Origin of the sequence: Mixta mediterraneensis (assembly GCF_030283135.1) — a bacterium.
In the GTDB taxonomy this organism is placed as follows: domain Bacteria; phylum Pseudomonadota; class Gammaproteobacteria; order Enterobacterales; family Enterobacteriaceae; genus Pantoea; species Pantoea mediterraneensis.
In genome coordinates this window covers 54705-71714 of sequence record NZ_JASUAZ010000016.1, presented here as the reverse complement: position 1 = coordinate 71714, position 17010 = coordinate 54705, and the positions used below count along the sequence as shown (strand labels likewise).

General features: G+C 51.6%; 15 protein-coding genes and 6 tRNA genes. 13 read left to right on the top strand and 8 right to left on the bottom strand.

Translation table 11 applies throughout. The features are described 5' to 3' along the window. Nucleotides 1-34 precede the first annotated feature (34 nt). Complete coding sequence (locus QRY16_RS11845; RefSeq protein WP_289776700.1) at nt 35-391, top strand: DUF2502 domain-containing protein; 357 nt, start codon at nt 35-37, stop codon at nt 389-391. 60 nt (nt 392-451) lie between these two features. Here the strand turns inward: QRY16_RS11845 and QRY16_RS11840 are convergent, their stop codons facing one another. Continuing rightward, nucleotides 452-1723, bottom strand: a complete 1272-nt coding sequence (locus QRY16_RS11840) for an Nramp family divalent metal transporter (protein ID WP_289776699.1) — start codon at nt 1721-1723, stop codon at nt 452-454. Between the two features lie 339 nt (nt 1724-2062). On the opposite strand from QRY16_RS11840, the gene QRY16_RS11835 reads away from it, so the two are divergent. The 5 genes from QRY16_RS11835 to QRY16_RS11815 all read left to right on the top strand — a co-directional run bounded on the left by QRY16_RS11835 (nt 2063) and on the right by QRY16_RS11815 (nt 7704). Beyond that, nucleotides 2063-3253, top strand: a complete 1191-nt coding sequence (locus QRY16_RS11835) for a NupC/NupG family nucleoside CNT transporter (protein WP_289776698.1) — start codon at nt 2063-2065, stop codon at nt 3251-3253. Nucleotides 3254-3445: 192 nt separating this feature from the next. Continuing rightward, on the top strand, nt 3446-4531 hold the full coding sequence (locus tag QRY16_RS11830; protein ID WP_289776697.1) for an LLM class flavin-dependent oxidoreductase: 1086 nt from the start codon (nt 3446-3448) through the stop codon (nt 4529-4531). Continuing rightward, complete coding sequence (locus QRY16_RS11825; protein ID WP_289776696.1) at nt 4531-5511, top strand: ABC transporter substrate-binding protein; 981 nt, start codon at nt 4531-4533, stop codon at nt 5509-5511. Before QRY16_RS11830 ends, QRY16_RS11825 begins: the two co-directional genes overlap by 1 nt. After that, nucleotides 5508-6098 (top strand): cysteine dioxygenase family protein, encoded by a 591-nt coding sequence (locus QRY16_RS11820; RefSeq protein WP_289776695.1) that lies wholly within the window; start codon nt 5508-5510, stop codon nt 6096-6098. The genes QRY16_RS11825 and QRY16_RS11820 overlap by 4 nt, the downstream gene beginning before the upstream one ends. Further along, nucleotides 6091-7704, top strand: coding sequence for a rhodanese homology domain-containing protein (locus tag QRY16_RS11815; RefSeq protein WP_289776694.1), 1614 nt, complete (start codon nt 6091-6093; stop codon nt 7702-7704). The genes QRY16_RS11820 and QRY16_RS11815 overlap by 8 nt, the downstream gene beginning before the upstream one ends. A 189-nt stretch (nt 7705-7893) precedes the next feature. Here QRY16_RS11815 and QRY16_RS11810 read toward each other — a convergent pair. Both QRY16_RS11810 and QRY16_RS11805 read right to left on the bottom strand, forming a co-directional pair. After that, nucleotides 7894-7969 (bottom strand) — tRNA-Ala (locus tag QRY16_RS11810). 45 nt (nt 7970-8014) lie between these two features. Next, a tRNA-Ala gene (locus QRY16_RS11805) sits at nt 8015-8090 on the bottom strand. A 532-nt stretch (nt 8091-8622) separates the two neighbouring features. Between QRY16_RS11805 and QRY16_RS11795 the strand changes: the two genes are divergently transcribed. Further along, nucleotides 8623-8976 carry a YfeC-like transcriptional regulator gene (locus QRY16_RS11795; protein ID WP_193404691.1) on the top strand — a complete coding sequence of 118 codons (354 nt, stop codon included), beginning with the start codon at nt 8623-8625 and terminating at the stop codon, nt 8974-8976. A 34-nt stretch (nt 8977-9010) separates the two neighbouring features. Here QRY16_RS11795 and gltX read toward each other — a convergent pair whose 3' ends face one another. After that, complete coding sequence (gene gltX / locus QRY16_RS11790; RefSeq protein ID WP_289776693.1) at nt 9011-10426, bottom strand: glutamate--tRNA ligase; 1416 nt, start codon at nt 10424-10426, stop codon at nt 9011-9013. 271 nt (nt 10427-10697) lie between these two features. On the opposite strand from gltX, the gene QRY16_RS11785 reads away from it, so the two are divergent. From QRY16_RS11785 to QRY16_RS11765, 5 genes are all read left to right on the top strand, one after another. Then, a tRNA-Val gene (locus tag QRY16_RS11785) sits at nt 10698-10773 on the top strand. A gap of 38 nt (nt 10774-10811) precedes the next feature. Beyond that, nucleotides 10812-10887: transfer RNA gene (locus QRY16_RS11780), tRNA-Val, on the top strand. Between the two features lie 41 nt (nt 10888-10928). Beyond that, a tRNA-Val gene (locus QRY16_RS11775) sits at nt 10929-11004 on the top strand. A 4-nt stretch (nt 11005-11008) separates the two neighbouring features. Then, nucleotides 11009-11084: transfer RNA gene (locus tag QRY16_RS11770), tRNA-Lys, on the top strand. 168 nt (nt 11085-11252) lie between these two features. Beyond that, a complete protein-coding gene (locus tag QRY16_RS11765) occupies nt 11253-11582 on the top strand; it encodes a FlxA-like family protein (protein WP_289776692.1) in 330 nt (109 codons plus the stop codon). On the opposite strand, the gene QRY16_RS11760 is transcribed toward QRY16_RS11765, so the two are convergent. After that, nucleotides 11579-12499 (bottom strand): LysR family transcriptional regulator, encoded by a 921-nt coding sequence (locus QRY16_RS11760; RefSeq protein WP_289776691.1) that lies wholly within the window; start codon nt 12497-12499, stop codon nt 11579-11581. The two genes, QRY16_RS11765 and QRY16_RS11760, sit on opposite strands and share 4 nt — an antisense overlap. 96 nt (nt 12500-12595) lie before the next feature. On the opposite strand from QRY16_RS11760, the gene QRY16_RS11755 reads away from it, so the two are divergent. Next, a complete protein-coding gene (locus QRY16_RS11755) occupies nt 12596-13597 on the top strand; it encodes a bile acid:sodium symporter family protein (protein WP_193404688.1) in 1002 nt (333 codons plus the stop codon). A gap of 75 nt (nt 13598-13672) precedes the next feature. Here QRY16_RS11755 and QRY16_RS11750 read toward each other — a convergent pair whose 3' ends face one another. The 3 genes from QRY16_RS11750 to zipA form a co-directional block, all read right to left on the bottom strand. Beyond that, nucleotides 13673-13891 carry a DUF3820 family protein gene (locus QRY16_RS11750; RefSeq protein WP_193404687.1) on the bottom strand — a complete coding sequence of 73 codons (219 nt, stop codon included), beginning with the start codon at nt 13889-13891 and terminating at the stop codon, nt 13673-13675. Between the two features lies 1 nt (nt 13892). Continuing rightward, nucleotides 13893-15911, bottom strand: a complete 2019-nt coding sequence (ligA, locus tag QRY16_RS11745) for an NAD-dependent DNA ligase LigA (RefSeq protein ID WP_289776690.1) — start codon at nt 15909-15911, stop codon at nt 13893-13895. Nucleotides 15912-15984: 73 nt separating this feature from the next. Beyond that, nucleotides 15985-16962, bottom strand: a complete 978-nt coding sequence (gene zipA / locus QRY16_RS11740) for a cell division protein ZipA (RefSeq protein WP_193404707.1) — start codon at nt 16960-16962, stop codon at nt 15985-15987. Nucleotides 16963-17010 lie beyond the last annotated feature (48 nt).

The following is a 17010-nucleotide window of genomic DNA, read 5'->3' as shown; positions in this document are numbered from 1 at the left end:
GTAGCGATGACAAGCTGCTGATAAGGAGATAATTATGAAACGAGCCATTCTGTTTGCCGTCTGGCTGGCAAGCTTATCGCCGTTGGCGATTCACACAGCTCAAGCAACAAGCGCTTCAATCAATCTGGCACCGGGCGTCACTTTACATCTTGGCGATCGCGATCGACGCGGCTATTACTGGGACGGTGGACGCTGGCGCGAACCACGCTGGTGGCACGATCGCTACTCTTATAATGAGCGCCGCTGGTGGCGACATGAAGCCTGGCGTCGCCATCAGGAATGGGAGCGCCAGCATCGCAGGCATATGCAGGAACGTGAACGTCACTGGCGACACGATCATCGTCATGATCATCGTCATGATCACCGCGATCACCACGACCATCACCATTAATAAAAATGCCCGGCTTCAACCGGGCATTTTTTTAACGATGAAATTTATCAGCACGATAAATTACAGACCGAACACTTCTCCAACGAAAAGATAGAAGTTTAACGCCACCACCAGCAATACGATTAAGCGCCCGGCGTTCTGCATCAGCCGTGAATTGACCATATCATCGCCCATAATTTCGCGGTTGCCGGTAAATGACAGCAGCGGAACTAGTGCCAGCGCGATACCAAAACTCAGCAGTACCTGACTGACTATCAGAATGCGCGTCGGGTCCCAGCCCGCCCAGATCACAATAAAAGAAGGCAGCATAGTGACGGTGCGGCGAACCCACAGTGGAATATGAAAGCGAATAAAACCTTGCATTACCACCTGCCCCGCCAGCGTGCCAACCACGGTTGAGGAGAGACCAGCAGCGACCAGACTCAGACCAAATACGGTGGCAGCCGCGTGACCCAATAACGGTTGCAGCGTCAGGTAGGCCTGGTCAAGGTCGGCAATGCCGCTGTGACCGCTAAAGTGGAATGCCGCGGCCGCCGTCGCCATCATTGCCAGGTTTACAAAACCGGCAATCGTCATGGCAATCGCCACATCCAGCTTGGTTGAAGAATAGCGCTCAGCCTGACTCCCGCTAGTACTGGTCTGGGTTAATGCCGAATGCAGATAGATCACGTGCGGCATGATAGTCGCTCCTAATACGCCCGCCGCGAGAAATACCGCATCGGAAGTCGGTAGCGAGGGCAACGCCATACCGATGACTAATTCGCTGATTTTAGGTTGTGAGAAAAACAGCTCAACGATATAAGCTGCCGCAACAAATAACAGCAGCCCGCCAATCACCCATTCAAGTGGCTTTTGTCCCCGGCTTTGCAGCATCAATATCAGGAAAGTGGCAATACCGGTAAGTACCGCGCCTTGCAGCAGCGAAATGCCCAGCAGTAATTTAAAGCCCAACGCCGCTCCGATAAATTCCGCCAGATCGGTGGCCATAGCGATAATTTCTGCCTGTATCCAATAAAACCACACCGCCGGTCGCGGAAAGCGGTCACGAATGTGTTCAGCGAGGTTTTTACCGGTGGCGATGCCGAGCTTGGCTGACATGAGCTGGATCAACATTGCCATAATGTTGGCCCAAACCACGACCCATAATAATTTGTAGCCGTAAGCCGCCCCTGCCTGGATGTTGGTGGCGAAGTTACCCGGATCGATATAGCCAATAGCGGCAATAAAAGCGGGCCCCAACAGCGCGAGTTTGACTTTTCTTACTCCGCGAGCGGCACGCTCGGCGGTACGACTTTCAAACATATTTTTTACCCTGTCTGAACGTGAGTTCACCTGTACAGCTTACGGAACCCGCATGACCAATAAAATTCGATTATGATTATTGATGTAATAGATAATGCTATAAAGTATAGCCATGGCTATACCTTGCAGTAAAGAGAGTGATTGCTAAAAATGTGAGCACTCGTTTCACTCTACCCTTGAAGCAATATACAGACAATCAGTATGTGGATATAAGATGTGAATGTTTTGTAAACGATACGTGACCGGCAAGACTTTTCTGAAAAATACTATGATAGCGAATACTTATATTGTGGTCATGATCTCGTTTTTAAGTAACGCGTTACATAGAATACGCAGCAAAATACAACCCTCCTCAAATTTGGAGCAAATATGTCCGCTATTTTACACTTCCTTTTGGCACTGGTAGTGGTCGGCGTGTTGGCCTTATTGGTCAGTCATGATCGTAAAAGCATTCGCATTCGTTATATCGTTCAGCTTTTGATAATTGAAGTATTGCTGGCGTGGTTCTTTCTCAACTCCGAAGCCGGTCTTGGCTTTGTGAAAGGCTTTGCCGGTGTGTTTGATCATCTTCTGAAATATGCCGCAGAAGGCACCAATTTTGTGTTCGGTAACATGAATGACAAAGGTCTCGCCTTCTTCTTCCTTAATGTGCTGTGCCCAATTGTATTTATCTCTGCGCTGATTGGTATTCTGCAACACTTCCGCATTCTGCCATGGGTTATCCGCGGTATCGGTACTGTACTGTCAAAAGTTAACGGTATGGGCAAGCTGGAATCCTTTAACGCTGTTAGCTCACTGATTCTGGGCCAGTCAGAAAACTTTATCGCCTATAAAGATATTCTCGGCAAGATGTCACAGCGTCGTATCTACACCATGGCAGCGACAGCAATGTCGACCGTTTCGATGTCTATCGTCGGCGCGTACATGACCATGCTGGAGCCAAAATATGTGGTTGCCGCGCTGGTGCTTAATATGTTCAGTACCTTTATTGTGCTGTCGCTGATTAATCCATACCGTGTGGATAGCGAAGAAGACCTTCAGTTGCAGGATCTCCATAAAGGCCAGAGTTTCTTTGAAATGCTGGGCGAATATATTCTGGCGGGTTTCCGCGTCGCGATTATTGTTGCTGCTATGCTGATCGGTTTTATCGCTCTGATCTCTGGCCTGAATGCGTTGTTTGATTTCATCTTCGGCATCAGCTTCCAGGGCGTGCTGGGTTATGTTTTCTTCCCGTTTGCCTGGGTGACGGGCGTGCCATCAAGTGAAGCACTGCAGGTTGGCAGCATCATGGCCACCAAACTGGTATCCAACGAGTTTGTAGCGATGATGGATCTGCAAAAAATTGCTGCTCAGCTGTCACCACACGCCGAAGGCATTCTGTCTGTATTCCTGGTTTCTTTCGCGAACTTCTCCTCCATCGGCATTGTGGCCGGTGCAATTAAAGGGTTGAACGAAGAGCAAGGCAATGTGGTCTCGCGCTTCGGCCTGAAACTGCTTTACGGCTCTACCCTGGTGAGCGTGCTGTCCGCTGCCATCGCCGGACTGGTGCTTTCCTGGTAAATGATAAAGGGCGAGTCTGTCTCGCCCTTTTCTTCTGAGTTATTCCCATCGGTTATATCTCTTTGATGCTGCCTTTTCCCGCTGTACGCCGCCTTTAGCCAGATAACGCAAATCCTTTGCAGAATTAAGAATTTCCCTCCCATATTGCTCAGCCCGTAGTTTTTCTTCATCACTTAATATCAGGAGAAAAACATGAGCATTCAATTCCTCGGTATGATTGGTCATCGTCTGGCGTCTGAAATCATCCCTGCCAGCGGGCCGCTATTCGATAAGAACTATATTGCTGATTTTGCCCGGTCTCATGAACAAGCGGGCTTTGATCGAATTCTGGTTGGTTACTGGTCCGATCAGCCCGACGGTTTTCTGGTCACCGCCCATGCGGCAGCAAATACCTCACGCGTTAAATTCCTTCTGGCGCACCGTCCTGGCTTCGTTTCTCCCACCCTGGCGGCTCGCAAGCTGGCCACGCTTGATCATCTGACGGATGGGCGCCTTGCCGTGCATATCATCAGCGGCGGCAGCGACAGTGAACAGCGTCGTGACGGGGATTATCTCAACAAAGCCGAACGTTACGCCCGCACTGATGAGTTTCTCAGCGTGCTGAAACAGAGCCTGACTTCCGGCGAAGCCTACGATCATAATGGTGACTTTTATCGGGCTGAACAGGCGTTTTCCGCCATTAAACCGCTGCAACCTCGCTTGCCTGTTTACTTTGGGGGTTCTTCAGACGAAGCGATTGATGTCGCTTCACGGCATGCAGACGTGTTCGCATTATGGGGCGAGCCGTTAGCAGGCGCCGCCGAAACGGTTCGCCGCGTGCGTGCTGCTGCGGCAAACCATCACCGGGAGATTAAATTCAATATCTCGTTTCGGCCAATTCTTGGCAGCACAGAGAAAGAAGCCTGGGAACGTGCCGAATATATCCATGAAACGGCGCGTAAACAGCTGGCTGAAACCGGCTACACCTTTGGCCTGCCGAAGCCGCAAAGCATTGGCGCGCAACGCCTGCTGACTGTCGCCAATCAGAACGATCGCCACGACAAGGTGTTATGGACAGGCATCACGAAACTGGTAAGCGGTGGCTACAACTCGACGGCATTGGTGGGCACGCCGGATCAGGTTTCTGATGCGCTGCTGGATTACTATCGCCTTGGTATCGACAGTGTGTTAATTCGTGGCTTCGATCCGCTGAATGACGCACTGGAATATGGTCGGGAACTGATTCCATTAACGCGCGAGAAGGTCGCCGCGCTCGGCAGCGAAAAAAGGAGCGCCTGATGCGGCCCGCTGTACGCTTTGCTGGTTTACTGCTGGCGCTGAGCCTGAATCCGTTATGGGCGGCTGAAAAAGTGACGTTGCGCCTGGGCGATGTAAAAGGCGATCGCTTCGCTTCTTTGCAAGCCTCCGGCGAACTGAACAATCTGCCTTATAACCTGAAACTTACCGCCTTTGATTCCGGTGCGCCCGTTCAGGAAGCTTTAAATGCCGGGGCGCTGGATGTTGGCTTTACCGGCGACCTGCCTTTTTTATTTGTCTATGCCGCTGGCGCACCAGTAAAAGCGGTGGGTGCCTGGCAGAATAATCCTGACAGCATTGCGTTGCTGACTCGTCCTGATGCCGGAATCCACAGCCTGGAGGATCTGAAAGGCAAGCAAATCGCAGTGAATCGTGGCGGCTGGGGACATTACCTGATTCTGGGCTTGCTGGAGCGCGCCGGGCTGAAACCTTCAGACGTAACGCTGCGTTTTCTGAATCCGGTTGACGGGCGCGCGGCCTTAACGTACGGCTCGGTGGCAGCCTGGGCTCCGTGGGAACCCTACATTGCAACATCAACCCAGGTAGATGGCACGGTTCGTGTTCCTGATGGCGGCGGTAAAGGCGTGATGTCCGGCTATTCCTACGCGCTAGCGCGCAAAGAAGCGCTGAGCGATCCGAAAAAACGCCAGGCCATTGCCGATCTGCTCACTCGTCTGGCGAAAGCGCAGGTATGGGCCGCAAAGCATCCGCAACAGTTTGCCAGCGTGCTGGGTCAGGCCCTGAATATGCCAACCAGCATCACGCGTAGCTGGATTGCCGATGCGCATATTCGTCCGTTGGTGTTTGATCAATCGTTAATCCCTGCGCTGCAAAAATCTGCTGATTTTTTTCACCGTTATGGCGTGTTGCCAAAAGAGGTAAACGTCAGTGATGCGTTTGATTTCAGCTTGTCGGCAAATGCTAACCAGATTGCAAAACAAAACGCAGGAGACAAATCGTGAGTGAATTACAACACCATCGCTTACGCGACTTTGTCGCACAACTTGCGGCGCTGCTGGATAATCAGCCGCAGGAAGCGGAAATCCTTGAGAAAGGCAGCGAACTGTTGCGTCCGCTGTTACAGCATGATGACTGGCTGGATGAAACCTTTACTCAGCCGCATGCAGAACATTATCAACAATATTTACTGTATGCAGACGCACAGCAGCGATTCTCGGTGGTGAGCTTTGTCTGGGGACCGGGACAACAGACGCCGATTCATGACCATCGGGTATGGGGATTGATTGGCATGCTACGCGGCGCGGAAGACTCGCAATCTTTCACCTTCACCTCAACCGGACTGGCTAAAGAGGGTGCGCCGATACGGCTTGAACCCGGCCAAATCGACGCGGTTTCACCACACGTTGGCGATATTCATCGCGTCAGTAATGCCTTTGACGATCGCGTTTCCATCAGTATTCACGTTTATGGTGCCAATATTGGCGCGGTGAAGCGTGCGGTATATCGCGATGATGGCAGTGAGAAAAGCTTTATTTCCGGCTACAGCAACCGATTCTTACCTAATATTTGGGATCTTTCACATGGTTGAAAATACTTTTCCCCTGCGCGATGCCGCAGAGATTATTCAGGCGCTGCGTCAGCGTCAGGAAGTCGCTTTAGTCGATGTGCGCGATGAAGCGCTTTATGCCCAGGGACATCCCCTGTTTGCCGTGAATCTGCCCTTATCCAGACTGGAACTGAAGTGGCTGGATCGTATTCCGCGCCGCGATACCCCTGTCACCCTGTACGATAACGGCGAAGGTTTAGCCCAGGCGGCGGCGGCGCGCATTGCATCATGGGGTTACAGCAATATTGCGTTGCTAAACGAGGATCTTGTCGGCTGGCAAAAGGCCGGCGGTGAGCTGTTTACAGATGTTAATTCACCCAGCAAAGCCTTTGGTGAGTTGGTTGAACATCACAACCATACGCCCTCTCTGTCGGCGGAGGAAGTGAATGCCCTGCTGCGCGAGAATGTGGATGTCAGGGTGCTGGACGCGCGTCGTTATGACGAATATCACACGATGAGCATTCCTGCAGGCGTTAGCGTGCCTGGAGGCGAGCTGGTGCTAAGGGTGCGTGATTTAGCCCCCTCGCCAGAAACAACGATCATTGTGAACTGTGCCGGACGAACGCGCAGCATTATTGGCACGCAATCGCTGGTTAATGCCGGGGTTCGTAACCCGATATTTGCGCTGCGTAATGGCACTATCGGCTGGACGCTGGCGGGTTTATCGCTCGACCACGATCAAACGCGACGTTACGGCGCGACCAGCGAAACCGCGCAGTATCATGCGGCCGCACAGGCCAGACGGGTAGCCGATCAAGCAGGCGTATTGCGCATTGATAAATCCACTCTGGCGCGCTGGCAGCAGGAAGCAACGACCTATCTGTTTGATGTCCGCGACGGCGAAGAATTTTCCACCGGGCATGTGCCCGGCAGCCGTTCAGTGCCTGGTGGACAGCTGGTACAGGAAACCGATCATTACGCTAGCGTGCGTGGCGCACGCATCGTTCTGATTGATAATGACGGCGTGCGCGCCAATATGACGGCCTCGTGGCTGGCACAGCTGGGATGGCACGTTGCCGTGCTGGAAGGCTTAAAGCTGGCAGACTTCAGCCAGCAAGGCGGCTGGCAGCCACAACTGCCGTCTGCGCCAGCCGCCGACTGGGTATCGCCTTCACAACTTGCTGAATGGTTATCCCAGGGTCACACCCAGCTGCTGGATTTCACCACTTACGCTAATTATCTGAAAAACCATATCCCCGGTGCGGCGTGGCTGTTACGTTCTACGCTCCAGCAACAGGGGAAAAGCGCCCTGCCCGACGCTGAGCGTTATGTATTAACCTGCGGTAGCAGCCTGCTGGCGGGTTACGCGGTAGAGGAAATCGCGGCATTAACCGGCAAACCGGTGTATCTATTGCAGGGCGGTAATGCTGCCTGGCGCAACGCCGGTTTGCCGACCGAGTCAGGTGAGCTGAATTTGCTGTCACCCGCTATTGATCGCTATCGTCGTCCTTATGAAGGCACTGATATTGAACCTACGGTGATGCAGGCATATCTCGACTGGGAATATGGTTTAGTTGCGCAGTTGGATCGCGATGGCACACACGGTTTTAATGTGTTGCAGGTGAAACAGGAAGATGTCGTGGTTTAAGGAAAGAAGCGGCAGGAATGTCGCTTTTTTGATCGGTCTGGACAGGACAGGAAGTATCGCAGCGTTTCGGTAAAATAGCCTTAAGTCAGGGAGGTAACTGTCTCTCGACTCACAGCACTGTGGCCATTTCTGCCTGTAGGGACGTATTCAGTTTCCTGAATTTTTTGATTTTGAAGAGAAAAAGATGATTGGTGGAGATAAGCGGGATCGAACCGCTGACCTCTTGCATGCCATGCAAGCGCTCTCCCAGCTGAGCTATACCCCCACATCTGGAATCGTTTCTTCAGTACCAAACACCTGGGAAGATGTTTGGTGGAGCTAAGCGGGATCGAACCGCTGACCTCTTGCATGCCATGCAAGCGCTCTCCCAGCTGAGCTATAGCCCCGAACCGAAAAACTGTCGTGTTAAGCGACGGACGGCATCATATGAAACCGCCCCCGGGGTGTCAACGGCAAAATGACATTCCTGTGTTTGATCGCTGAAAAAGGCGACAACCTTTTTCAGCGATGCTTTACTTCACCGAAACGCCATGTGAAACTTAGTATGCTAATAAGTGGAGGCAGGCAAATTGCCTATGTGCCATGCTTGATGCCGGTTATGGCCTTCGTCGCCAGCGGCGATAGGACGTTGCCGTGAATATGTTTATTTTTCCCGCAGCAACTTTGCCGGTCAGTTGAGCTGGGCAGACTAGTTACTACATTTCATTGCCGTGTTTCCTGGTAATAACGTCGGCGGTGTAATTTTCGTTGGCCTGCGCGATTTTTTCGCCTTCCGTCCTGCTGGCGAACAAGCCACCACTGCTTAATAATTTTTTTATCTTTTATCGCCAGGGGAAAGGTAATTTCCCCCTGAGTTACTTTCACACGTTATAATTTGCTGTAATATGTACAACTAATGTATTGAACAGGGATAGCATAGTGAAAAAGGAATGGCTAACACCCGAAGAGCTCGCAATTGAAACGGGCTACAGTCGGCAGACAGTGAATAAATGGATCAAGCGCGAAAACTGGACCACCACGCCGAAACCCGGTGTACAAGGCGGTAAAGCGCGGTTGATTCATATTGACGAACGCGTTAAAAGCTTTATCCAGTCCACACGTAACCTGAATGAGCCAGTGGCTATTTACGGTGCCCAACCTAATTCATTACCTGCGTTATTAATAAGTTCTGTTCAGCAAATGACGACTAACGAACAAGATTTACTCATGGCGTTGATTTTGCGAGAAGGGATAAAAGGCGTATTGCAGCGTCTGGGAATCAGCGAAGAGTAAAGAGACCGGAAGCATTATGCTTCCGGCATTGTTATCAGGCCTGCGCTTCACGTTCAGCAATGAAGGCCAGCGCTTTATCAATACGCTCTACGCTGCGGCTGCGACCGATTGCTTCGACAGTCACATCCAGAGCCGGTGACTGACCCGCGCCCGTTACGGCGACACGCAGCGGCATACCGACTTTACCCATACCCACTTCCAGTTCGTCAGCGGCGCTCTGAATAGCCTGATGTACATTCTCAGCATTCCAGTCGCTAATCGCAGCCAGCTTGTCGCGTACCACTTCCAGCGGCTGACGTGCTACCGGACGTAAATGCTTTTTCGCTGCGTCAGCATCGAACTCAGCGAAATCCTCATAGAAATAACGACAAGAGGCGGCAATCTCTTTCAACGTTTTGCAACGCTCGCCAAGCAGTGTCACCAGCTTCGCCAGTTCCGGACCGCTACGAGTATTAATTTTTTGTTCTTCAATATGCCATTGCAGATGCGTCGCAACATACTCCGGCGGCAGCGCATTAATATAATGATGGTTTAGCCATTGCAGCTTTTCTGTATTAAAGGCGCTGGCAGATTTACTTACCGCTTCCAGCGTAAACAGTTCCGTCATTTCTGGAATGCTGAAAATTTCCTGATCGCCGTGTGACCAGCCCAGGCGCACTAAATAATTGAGCAGTGCCTCTGGAAGATAACCATCATCGCGATACTGCATCACGCCGACAGCGCCATGACGTTTAGACAGTTTTTTACCGTCATCACCCAGAATCATTGAAACATGTGCATACACTGGCACTTCTGCGCCTATCGCTTTCAGGATATTGATCTGACGCGGTGTGTTGTTGATATGATCTTCACCACGAATAACATGGGTGATGCCCATATCCCAGTCATCAACGACCACGCAGAAGTTGTAGGTAGGGGAACCATCAGTACGGCGGATGATCAGGTCATCCAGTTCCTGATTGCTGAATTCAATTGGACCACGGATCTGATCGTCGAAGATCACCGAACCTTCCTGCGGATTGCGAAAACGCACCACGCAAGGTTCATCAGCGGTATGATGCTCATGACTGTCACGGCAGCGGCCGTCATAGCGCGGCTTCTCGCCATTTGCCATTTGCGTTTCACGCAGCGCTTCCAGACGCTCTTTCGAGCAATAACATTTATAGGCCGTTCCCGCATCCAGCATTTCATCAATCACTGCGTTATAGCGATCGAAACGCCGGGTCTGATAATAGGGGCCTTCATTCCAGTCAAGGCTCAACCAGTTCATGCCATCCATAATGGCTTCGATAGCTTCCGGCGTGGAACGCTCAAGATCGGTATCTTCGATACGCAGAACAAATTCGCCCTGGTTATGACGAGCAAAAAGCCAGGAATAAAGTGCGGTACGAGCGCCGCCCACATGTAAATAGCCGGTCGGGCTTGGCGCAAAGCGCGTTTTGATTTTCATTCAGTATTGCCTTAAATGCGCGAGTTCTCTGTCTGGATGACAGAAAACGGGTTAGACGCGAAAAACAGTGCGCACATTCTAGCACCTGGCGGTGAATCCTCAATGCATGTGAGCCAACCGGGACTGGCGAAACGGACTCTTTCTGCTAATAAAACCAGCACATTGACCAAAACCCCTGCAGGATGTTTAATTTTAAACCGAACGCACATTTAAGTTTTAAAAACCGTTGACTCGAAATCAACTATCCCTATAATGCGACTCCACACAGCGGGGGTGATTAGCTCAGTTGGTAGAGCATCTCCCTTACAAGGAGGGGGTCGGCGGTTCGAACCCGTCATCACCCACCACTCTTAAGGTGGCCCGCAGTGAACAAGAGAGAAGATATGGGTGATTAGCTCAGTTGGTAGAGCATCTCCCTTACAAGGAGGGGGTCGGCGGTTCGAGCCCGTCATCACCCACCATATCTTAGTCTGATGACACTCTTGTTAAGCAGTACCGAAGTGGGTGATTAGCTCAGTTGGTAGAGCATCTCCCTTACAAGGAGGGGGTCGGCGGTTCGAACCCGTCATCACCCACCACTTCGGGTCGTTAGCTCAGTTGGTAGAGCAGTTGACTTTTAATCAATTGGTCGCAGGTTCGAATCCTGCACGACCCACCAATTCAGAGAAAAGCGCCTTCAGGCGCTTTTTTCGTTTCAGACGCACAGTATAACGTGCAGGATGAGACAAAATCGCCCTCCTCTCTTTTCTAAACTTTAACACCCCGTCTCCTCAAGCCTTTTCATCTTGTGTCGATAACGATAATGAACATTTGCAAGGAGAACACCATGACTACAATATCGAGCGCGACCAGCGTTAGCAGCAGTAGCGGCAGCGACGTCTCTTCACAAATCGCCAGCCTGACCAAACAAATCCAAACCGTCACTAAACAGTTAAAAGAACTTTCCAGCAACAGCGATTTAAGCGATAAGGATAAAGCCGAACAGCAGCAGCTGCTGGAATCGCAGATTCAAATGCTGCAAGCGCAAATCGCTCAGCTACAACAGAAGCAGGCTGAAAAATCGCAGCAATCTCAGGAAGTAAAACAGACTAACGAAATTAAAGCAGATGGCATTAACCGTCCCACCGCTAGCAATCAGGTGGATGTTTACGTCTAAAATGCCGGTTTGAGCGTGCGTTGTTGCGTCAGTAACATTGCCTGCTGACGCACTTCCTGCCAGATCGCTTCAGCGGCTGGCGTGAGAGAGCGATTCTTGCGCTTTATTAATGTCAGACTGCGATTAATTTCTGGATATAAACGCCGTACCGTTAATGCCCGCCCCGCCGGTAATGGCAACGCCAGCGCGGGTAAAATGCTAATACCAATACCGGCTTCCACCATCGGGAACAGCGTGGCCGGATGACCAATCTCCTGCACTACCTCAACCTTTATTCCTTGTTCGCGCAACGCCGCATCAATCAAAACCCGGCTACCCGAAGCGTAATCCTGCAGTACCATAATGCGCCTGTCCAGCATCAACCATTGTGCTTTCTCAACGCTCGCCAGTGGATCATCATTGCGGCACAGCAATAAAAAAGGCTCGTCAAGAATGGCAAGGCAATCAAAATCAGTATCGCTGAGCGGGCCGATCACAATACCGAAATCTACTTCAGCATTACGTACGCTTTGCAACACCCACTGCTGCACGCGATCATTAAGGATCACTTTGATGTCAGGAAAGTTTTGCTGACTGGATGCCAGACATTGCGGCATTAAGTGAGCTGAGATAGTTTGGCTCGCGGCGATACGCACGGTCCCGCTGCGTTGCTCGCCATAGCTGCGAATATCCAGCAGCGTCGTGTTCATCTCCTCCAGCAAGCGTGCCATACGCGACGCCAGTTGCTGACCGGCCTCGGTGAGTAATACTTCGCGCGTGGTACGATCGAGCAGGCGTACGCCAACTTCCGCTTCCAGCTCCTTAATGCTGTGGCTCACCGCAGACTGGCTGAGTCCGATAGCGTGTCCAGCCTGACTGAATCCTCCATGCTGCGCGACAGCAACAAAGGTACGCAACTGGCGTAATGTATAATTCATCGAAAATGCTCATAGATTAATTCAATAAATCAATTTTATTTCTAAACCCAGTTCACGCACAATCTCTTCCATTGAAATTTTAACCGGATTGCAACAATGGGATTTTTACGACTCGATCCGATGATGATAAAACTCCTCATCACCGTGCTGCTCGCCACTTTCATACCTGCTAAAGGCGGGTTCGTCGATTTCTTCGAATATCTGACAACCGCCGCCATCGCGCTGCTGTTCTTTATGCATGGCGCTAAACTGTCGCGTGAAAAAATCATTGCCGGTAGCAGCCACTGGCAGCTTCACTTGTGGATCATGTGCAGCACGTTTGTGTTGTTTCCCATCCTGGGTTTACTGCTGGTATGGTGGCATCCGGTTAATGTTGGTCCTGAGATTTATACCGGTTTCCTGTATGTGTGTATTTTGCCTGCAACCGTGCAATCGGCAATCGCCTTTACCTCAATGGCAGGCGGTAACGTGGCGGCAGCCGTTTGTAGCGCATCCGCTTCAAGCTTGCTGGGCGTATTTGTCTCTCCGCTGCTGGTGAATCTGGTTATGGATATACACAGCAATGCACCGGGCAACGGCCTGGAGCAGATTGGCAAAATCATGCTGCAATTGCTGGTGCCTTTTGTGCTGGGACATTTGTCACGTCGCTGGATTAGCGGCTGGGTCGAAAAACATCGCAGCCTGATTGGCAAAACTGACCAGACTTCAATTCTTTTAGTCGTCTACTCCGCCTTCAGCGAAGCCGTGGTGAATGGCATTTGGCATCGCGTGGGGGTTGATACGCTGCTATGGATCCTTGCTGGTTGTATCGTGCTGCTGTTCTTCGCCCTGGTGATTAATTTTTTGGCGTCCCGTCTGTTTGGTTTCAGCCGTGCCGATGAAATCGTGGTGTTGTTCTGCGGTTCGAAGAAGAGCCTGGCGAACGGCGTGCCCATGGCGAATATTCTGTTCCCGGCCAGCACCGTGGGGATCATTGTCTTGCCGCTTATGATTTTTCATCAGGTGCAGTTGATGGTGTGCTCGTTCATTGCCGGACGGTATAAGAAAAATAATGAGAAACAGCAGGTAGACGTTGCAGTAGCCGAATCACAGAAATAAGTATTAAGTCGATACCCCGCCGAGTGGGCTTTCCTGAGTATTTAACCGGGAAAAGCACTCCACAAAGCGGGTTTGTTATGTATTGTGTTTTAGCGGCTTTACCAACCCGTCTAATCCTTCCATTTTGATCGCCAGCGTGAACTGCATCAGTTCACCCAGGCGGCCAGAAGGAAAATCGCCGCTGCGGGCGAACCACAACAGATAAGGCTCAGGTAAATCAATCAGCATTCGGCCTTTATATTTGCCAAAGGGCATGGCGGTATTGGCTATCTCAACCAATTGCTGTTTATCCATTTTACGCTCCTAGCAGACGGATCATCTCGGCTTCGTCTATCACCTCAATACCCAGCTCCTGCGCTTTTGCCAGCTTAGAACCGGCGGCTTCACCGGCAATCAGCAGATCGGTTTTCTTAGAAACGCTGCCGCTTACTTTAGCGCCCAGTGCTGTTAAGCGCTCTTTCGCATCATCACGGTTCATCAGTGACAGCGAACCGGTTAATACAACCGTTTTTCCGGCAAACGGACTGTCGATTTCTTCAGCTTTTACCACGGCTACCTGCGGCCAGTGAATACCGATGTCATCGGTTAACTGACGAATGACTTCGCGGTTACTTTCCTCTTCCATAAAATTACGCACATGTGCAGCAACCACTTTGCCAACGTCTTGTACGGCAATCAGCGCATCCAGATCGGCATCCATCACTTTTTGCAGCTCACCGAAGTGATTTGCCAGGTTAGCGGCGGTTGCCTCCCCCACTTCACGGATCCCAAGTGCATACAGGAAGCGCGCCAGCGTAGTCGATTTAGCTTTTTCCAGCGCATCCACTATATTTTGTGCCGATTTCGGCCCCATGCGATCAAGGCCGGTTAGTTTGCCCGCAGTAAGACGAAACAGGTCAGCCGGGGTGTTAACGTATTCTTTTTCAACCAGCTGATCGATGATTTTGTCGCCCATTCCATCCACATCCATGGCGCGGCGGGAAACGAAATGTTTGAGCGCTTCTTTGCGCTGCGCGCCACAAATCAGGCCGCCCGTACAGCGCGCAACGGCTTCACCTTCTACACGTTCAACGTCTGAACCACATACCGGACAATGAGTTGGAAACACCACTTCACTTGCGTTATCAGGGCGCTCGGAAGTGACGACATTGACCACCTGGGGAATGACATCGCCCGCGCGACGAATTACCACTTTGTCGCCAATCCGCAGGCCAAGGCGTTCGATCTCATCGGCATTATGCAGCGTGGCGTTGCTGACGGTGACTCCCGCCACCTGAACCGGTTCAAGGCGCGCAACCGGCGTGATGGCGCCAGTACGTCCTACCTGAAACTCTACATCGCGCACTAGTGTCATTTGTTCCTGTGCCGGGAACTTAAATGCGATTGCCCAGCGCGGCGCACGCGCGACAAAGCCCAGCCGTTCCTGCAACTCCTGTGAATCGACTTTTATCACTACGCCATCAATATCGAAGCCCAGCGACGGGCGCTGCTGTTCAATATCGCGATAAAATGCCAGGGCTTCTTCGGCATTATGCGCAATACGAATCCGATCACTGACCGGCAATCCCCACGCTTTAAACTGCTGCAGGCGCTGCATGTGACTGTGCGGCATCTCGCCGCCTTCCAGCAAGCCAAAACCGTAGCAAAAAAAAGTGAGCGGACGTTTCGCGGTAATGCGTGGATCAAGCTGACGCAATGAACCAGCCGCAGCGTTTCGTGGGTTAGCAAAAACCTTTCCATCGGTGCGGCGGGCTTCATCATTTAACTTTTCAAAGCCGCGTTGAGTCATAAACACTTCACCACGCACTTCGACACGAGCAGGAAGGTTATTGCCTTTAAGGCGCAAAGGAATAGCGCGAATAGTACGCACGTTGGTCGTAATATTTTCACCGGTTGTACCATCGCCACGCGTGGCGGCACGCGTTAACAAACCATTCTCATACAACAGGCTGACCGCCAACCCATCCAGCTTCAGTTCGCAGCAATAGGCGATGTCATCGGTATCTTTTAAACGATCCTGCACACGTTTGTTGAACGCGAGAAAAGTTGCTTCATCAAATGCATTATCCAGAGACAGCATTGGCACTTCGTGGCGCACCTGCTCAAACATAGTCAGTGGCGCTGCGCCGACGCGTTGTGTTGGCGAGTCGGGGGTAATCAGATCGGGATGTTTTTCTTCTAACGCACGCAGTTCACGCATCAGACGATCATATTCAGCGTCCGGCACTTCCGGGGCATCCATAACGTGATAAAGATATTCATGGTGACGCAGCGTGGTGCGCAGCTCGGTGATGTGATCCTGGACAGATTTCATAAAGCCCCATCAGATAAAAAACCCCCGACAGGCGGGGGTTTGCTTAAGACACAGGTTAATTTTTTTGCGTCGGTCAGACGTCTACCACTTCGCGAATGCGAGCTTTGTAGGTTTCCAGTTTTTGCGGCGTCATCATGCGGCGTTCATCGTCTAACACAACGCCACCAACATCATCCGCAATGCGCTGTGCTGATTGCAGCATTAACTTAAAGTTCTGATTCGCGTCGCCGTAAGAGGGCACCATCATAAAGATGGAGATCCCTGGCGTGGAGAAATCCGTCATGGTTTCTGGATTAAACGAGCCCGGTTTCACCATGTTTGCCAGACTAAACAGCACAGGACCGCTGCCGGCAGGACTTAAATGGCGATGGAAAATATTCATTTCACCAAACTGGAAGCCAGCCTGCAGAATACCTTGCAACAGAGCTTCGCCATTCAGTTCGCCACCAGAGTGTGCCGCAACATGTAACACCAGCACGGCTTCTTTCGGTTTAGCGGGCGTCACTTTCGGTTCAGGCGATGCCGTTGCTTCTGGTTCTGGCTCAGCCTGATACTCAGGTTCTGGCTGGACAGATTCTAACGGATCTAAATCCAGCAGCGGATCGGCCTGAACCGGTTGTGGAACAAAGGGGGGTTCCGATGGCTGTTGACGCACGGGTTCAGGATGCGGCTGCGGTTGTGGCTGCGGGGCAACCTCTAAAAGCGGATCGCTTTCCGGCTGCGGCGCGACAGGACGCGGAGCCGGTTGACGCGCAGGCTGAACTGGCGCGGGCTTTTGCGGCGCTTCAGGCTGAGCATCATGAGGGACGTCGAAACGCGGCTCCTGTTGGCCTGGGCGTTCATTACGTACACGCACTTTGCCGACGCCTTCTTCCTCGTCGTCGCTCAGGTCCTCATCATCATGTTCGTCACGTTGTTTAAGACGTTTGTGCGGGCGATCGCGGAATACCGAAGAGCGCTCTTTACGGCTGGTCCACAGCCCGTGAAGAAGAAGCGCTATAATGGCGATCGCGCCAACAACGATTAATATCAGACGCAAATCCTGCATCATTGTATTCTCTGTTGTTCCAATACCTTGCCACCGCGGCAAACTTTATCC

Bases quoted from the DNA above. Each gene is read 5' to 3' on its own strand.
- QRY16_RS11845 (WP_289776700.1), top strand. From the start codon at position 35: ATGAAACGAGCCATTCTGTTTGCCGTCTGGCTGGCAAGCTTATCGCCG.
- QRY16_RS11835 (WP_289776698.1), top strand. From the start codon at position 2,063: ATGTCCGCTATTTTACACTTCCTTTTGGCACTGGTAGTGGTCGGCGTG.
- QRY16_RS11830 (WP_289776697.1), top strand. From the start codon at position 3,446: ATGAGCATTCAATTCCTCGGTATGATTGGTCATCGTCTGGCGTCTGAA.
- QRY16_RS11825 (WP_289776696.1), top strand. From the start codon at position 4,531: ATGCGGCCCGCTGTACGCTTTGCTGGTTTACTGCTGGCGCTGAGCCTG.
- QRY16_RS11815 (WP_289776694.1), top strand. From the start codon at position 6,091: ATGGTTGAAAATACTTTTCCCCTGCGCGATGCCGCAGAGATTATTCAG.
- gltX (WP_289776693.1), bottom strand. From the start codon at position 10,426: ATGAAAATCAAAACGCGCTTTGCGCCAAGCCCGACCGGCTATTTACAT.
- QRY16_RS11765 (WP_289776692.1), top strand. From the start codon at position 11,253: ATGACTACAATATCGAGCGCGACCAGCGTTAGCAGCAGTAGCGGCAGC.
- QRY16_RS11760 (WP_289776691.1), bottom strand. From the start codon at position 12,499: ATGAATTATACATTACGCCAGTTGCGTACCTTTGTTGCTGTCGCGCAG.
- QRY16_RS11755 (WP_193404688.1), top strand. From the start codon at position 12,596: ATGGGATTTTTACGACTCGATCCGATGATGATAAAACTCCTCATCACC.
- QRY16_RS11750 (WP_193404687.1), bottom strand. From the start codon at position 13,891: ATGGATAAACAGCAATTGGTTGAGATAGCCAATACCGCCATGCCCTTT.
- ligA (WP_289776690.1), bottom strand. From the start codon at position 15,911: ATGAAATCTGTCCAGGATCACATCACCGAGCTGCGCACCACGCTGCGT.
- zipA (WP_193404707.1), bottom strand. From the start codon at position 16,962: ATGATGCAGGATTTGCGTCTGATATTAATCGTTGTTGGCGCGATCGCC.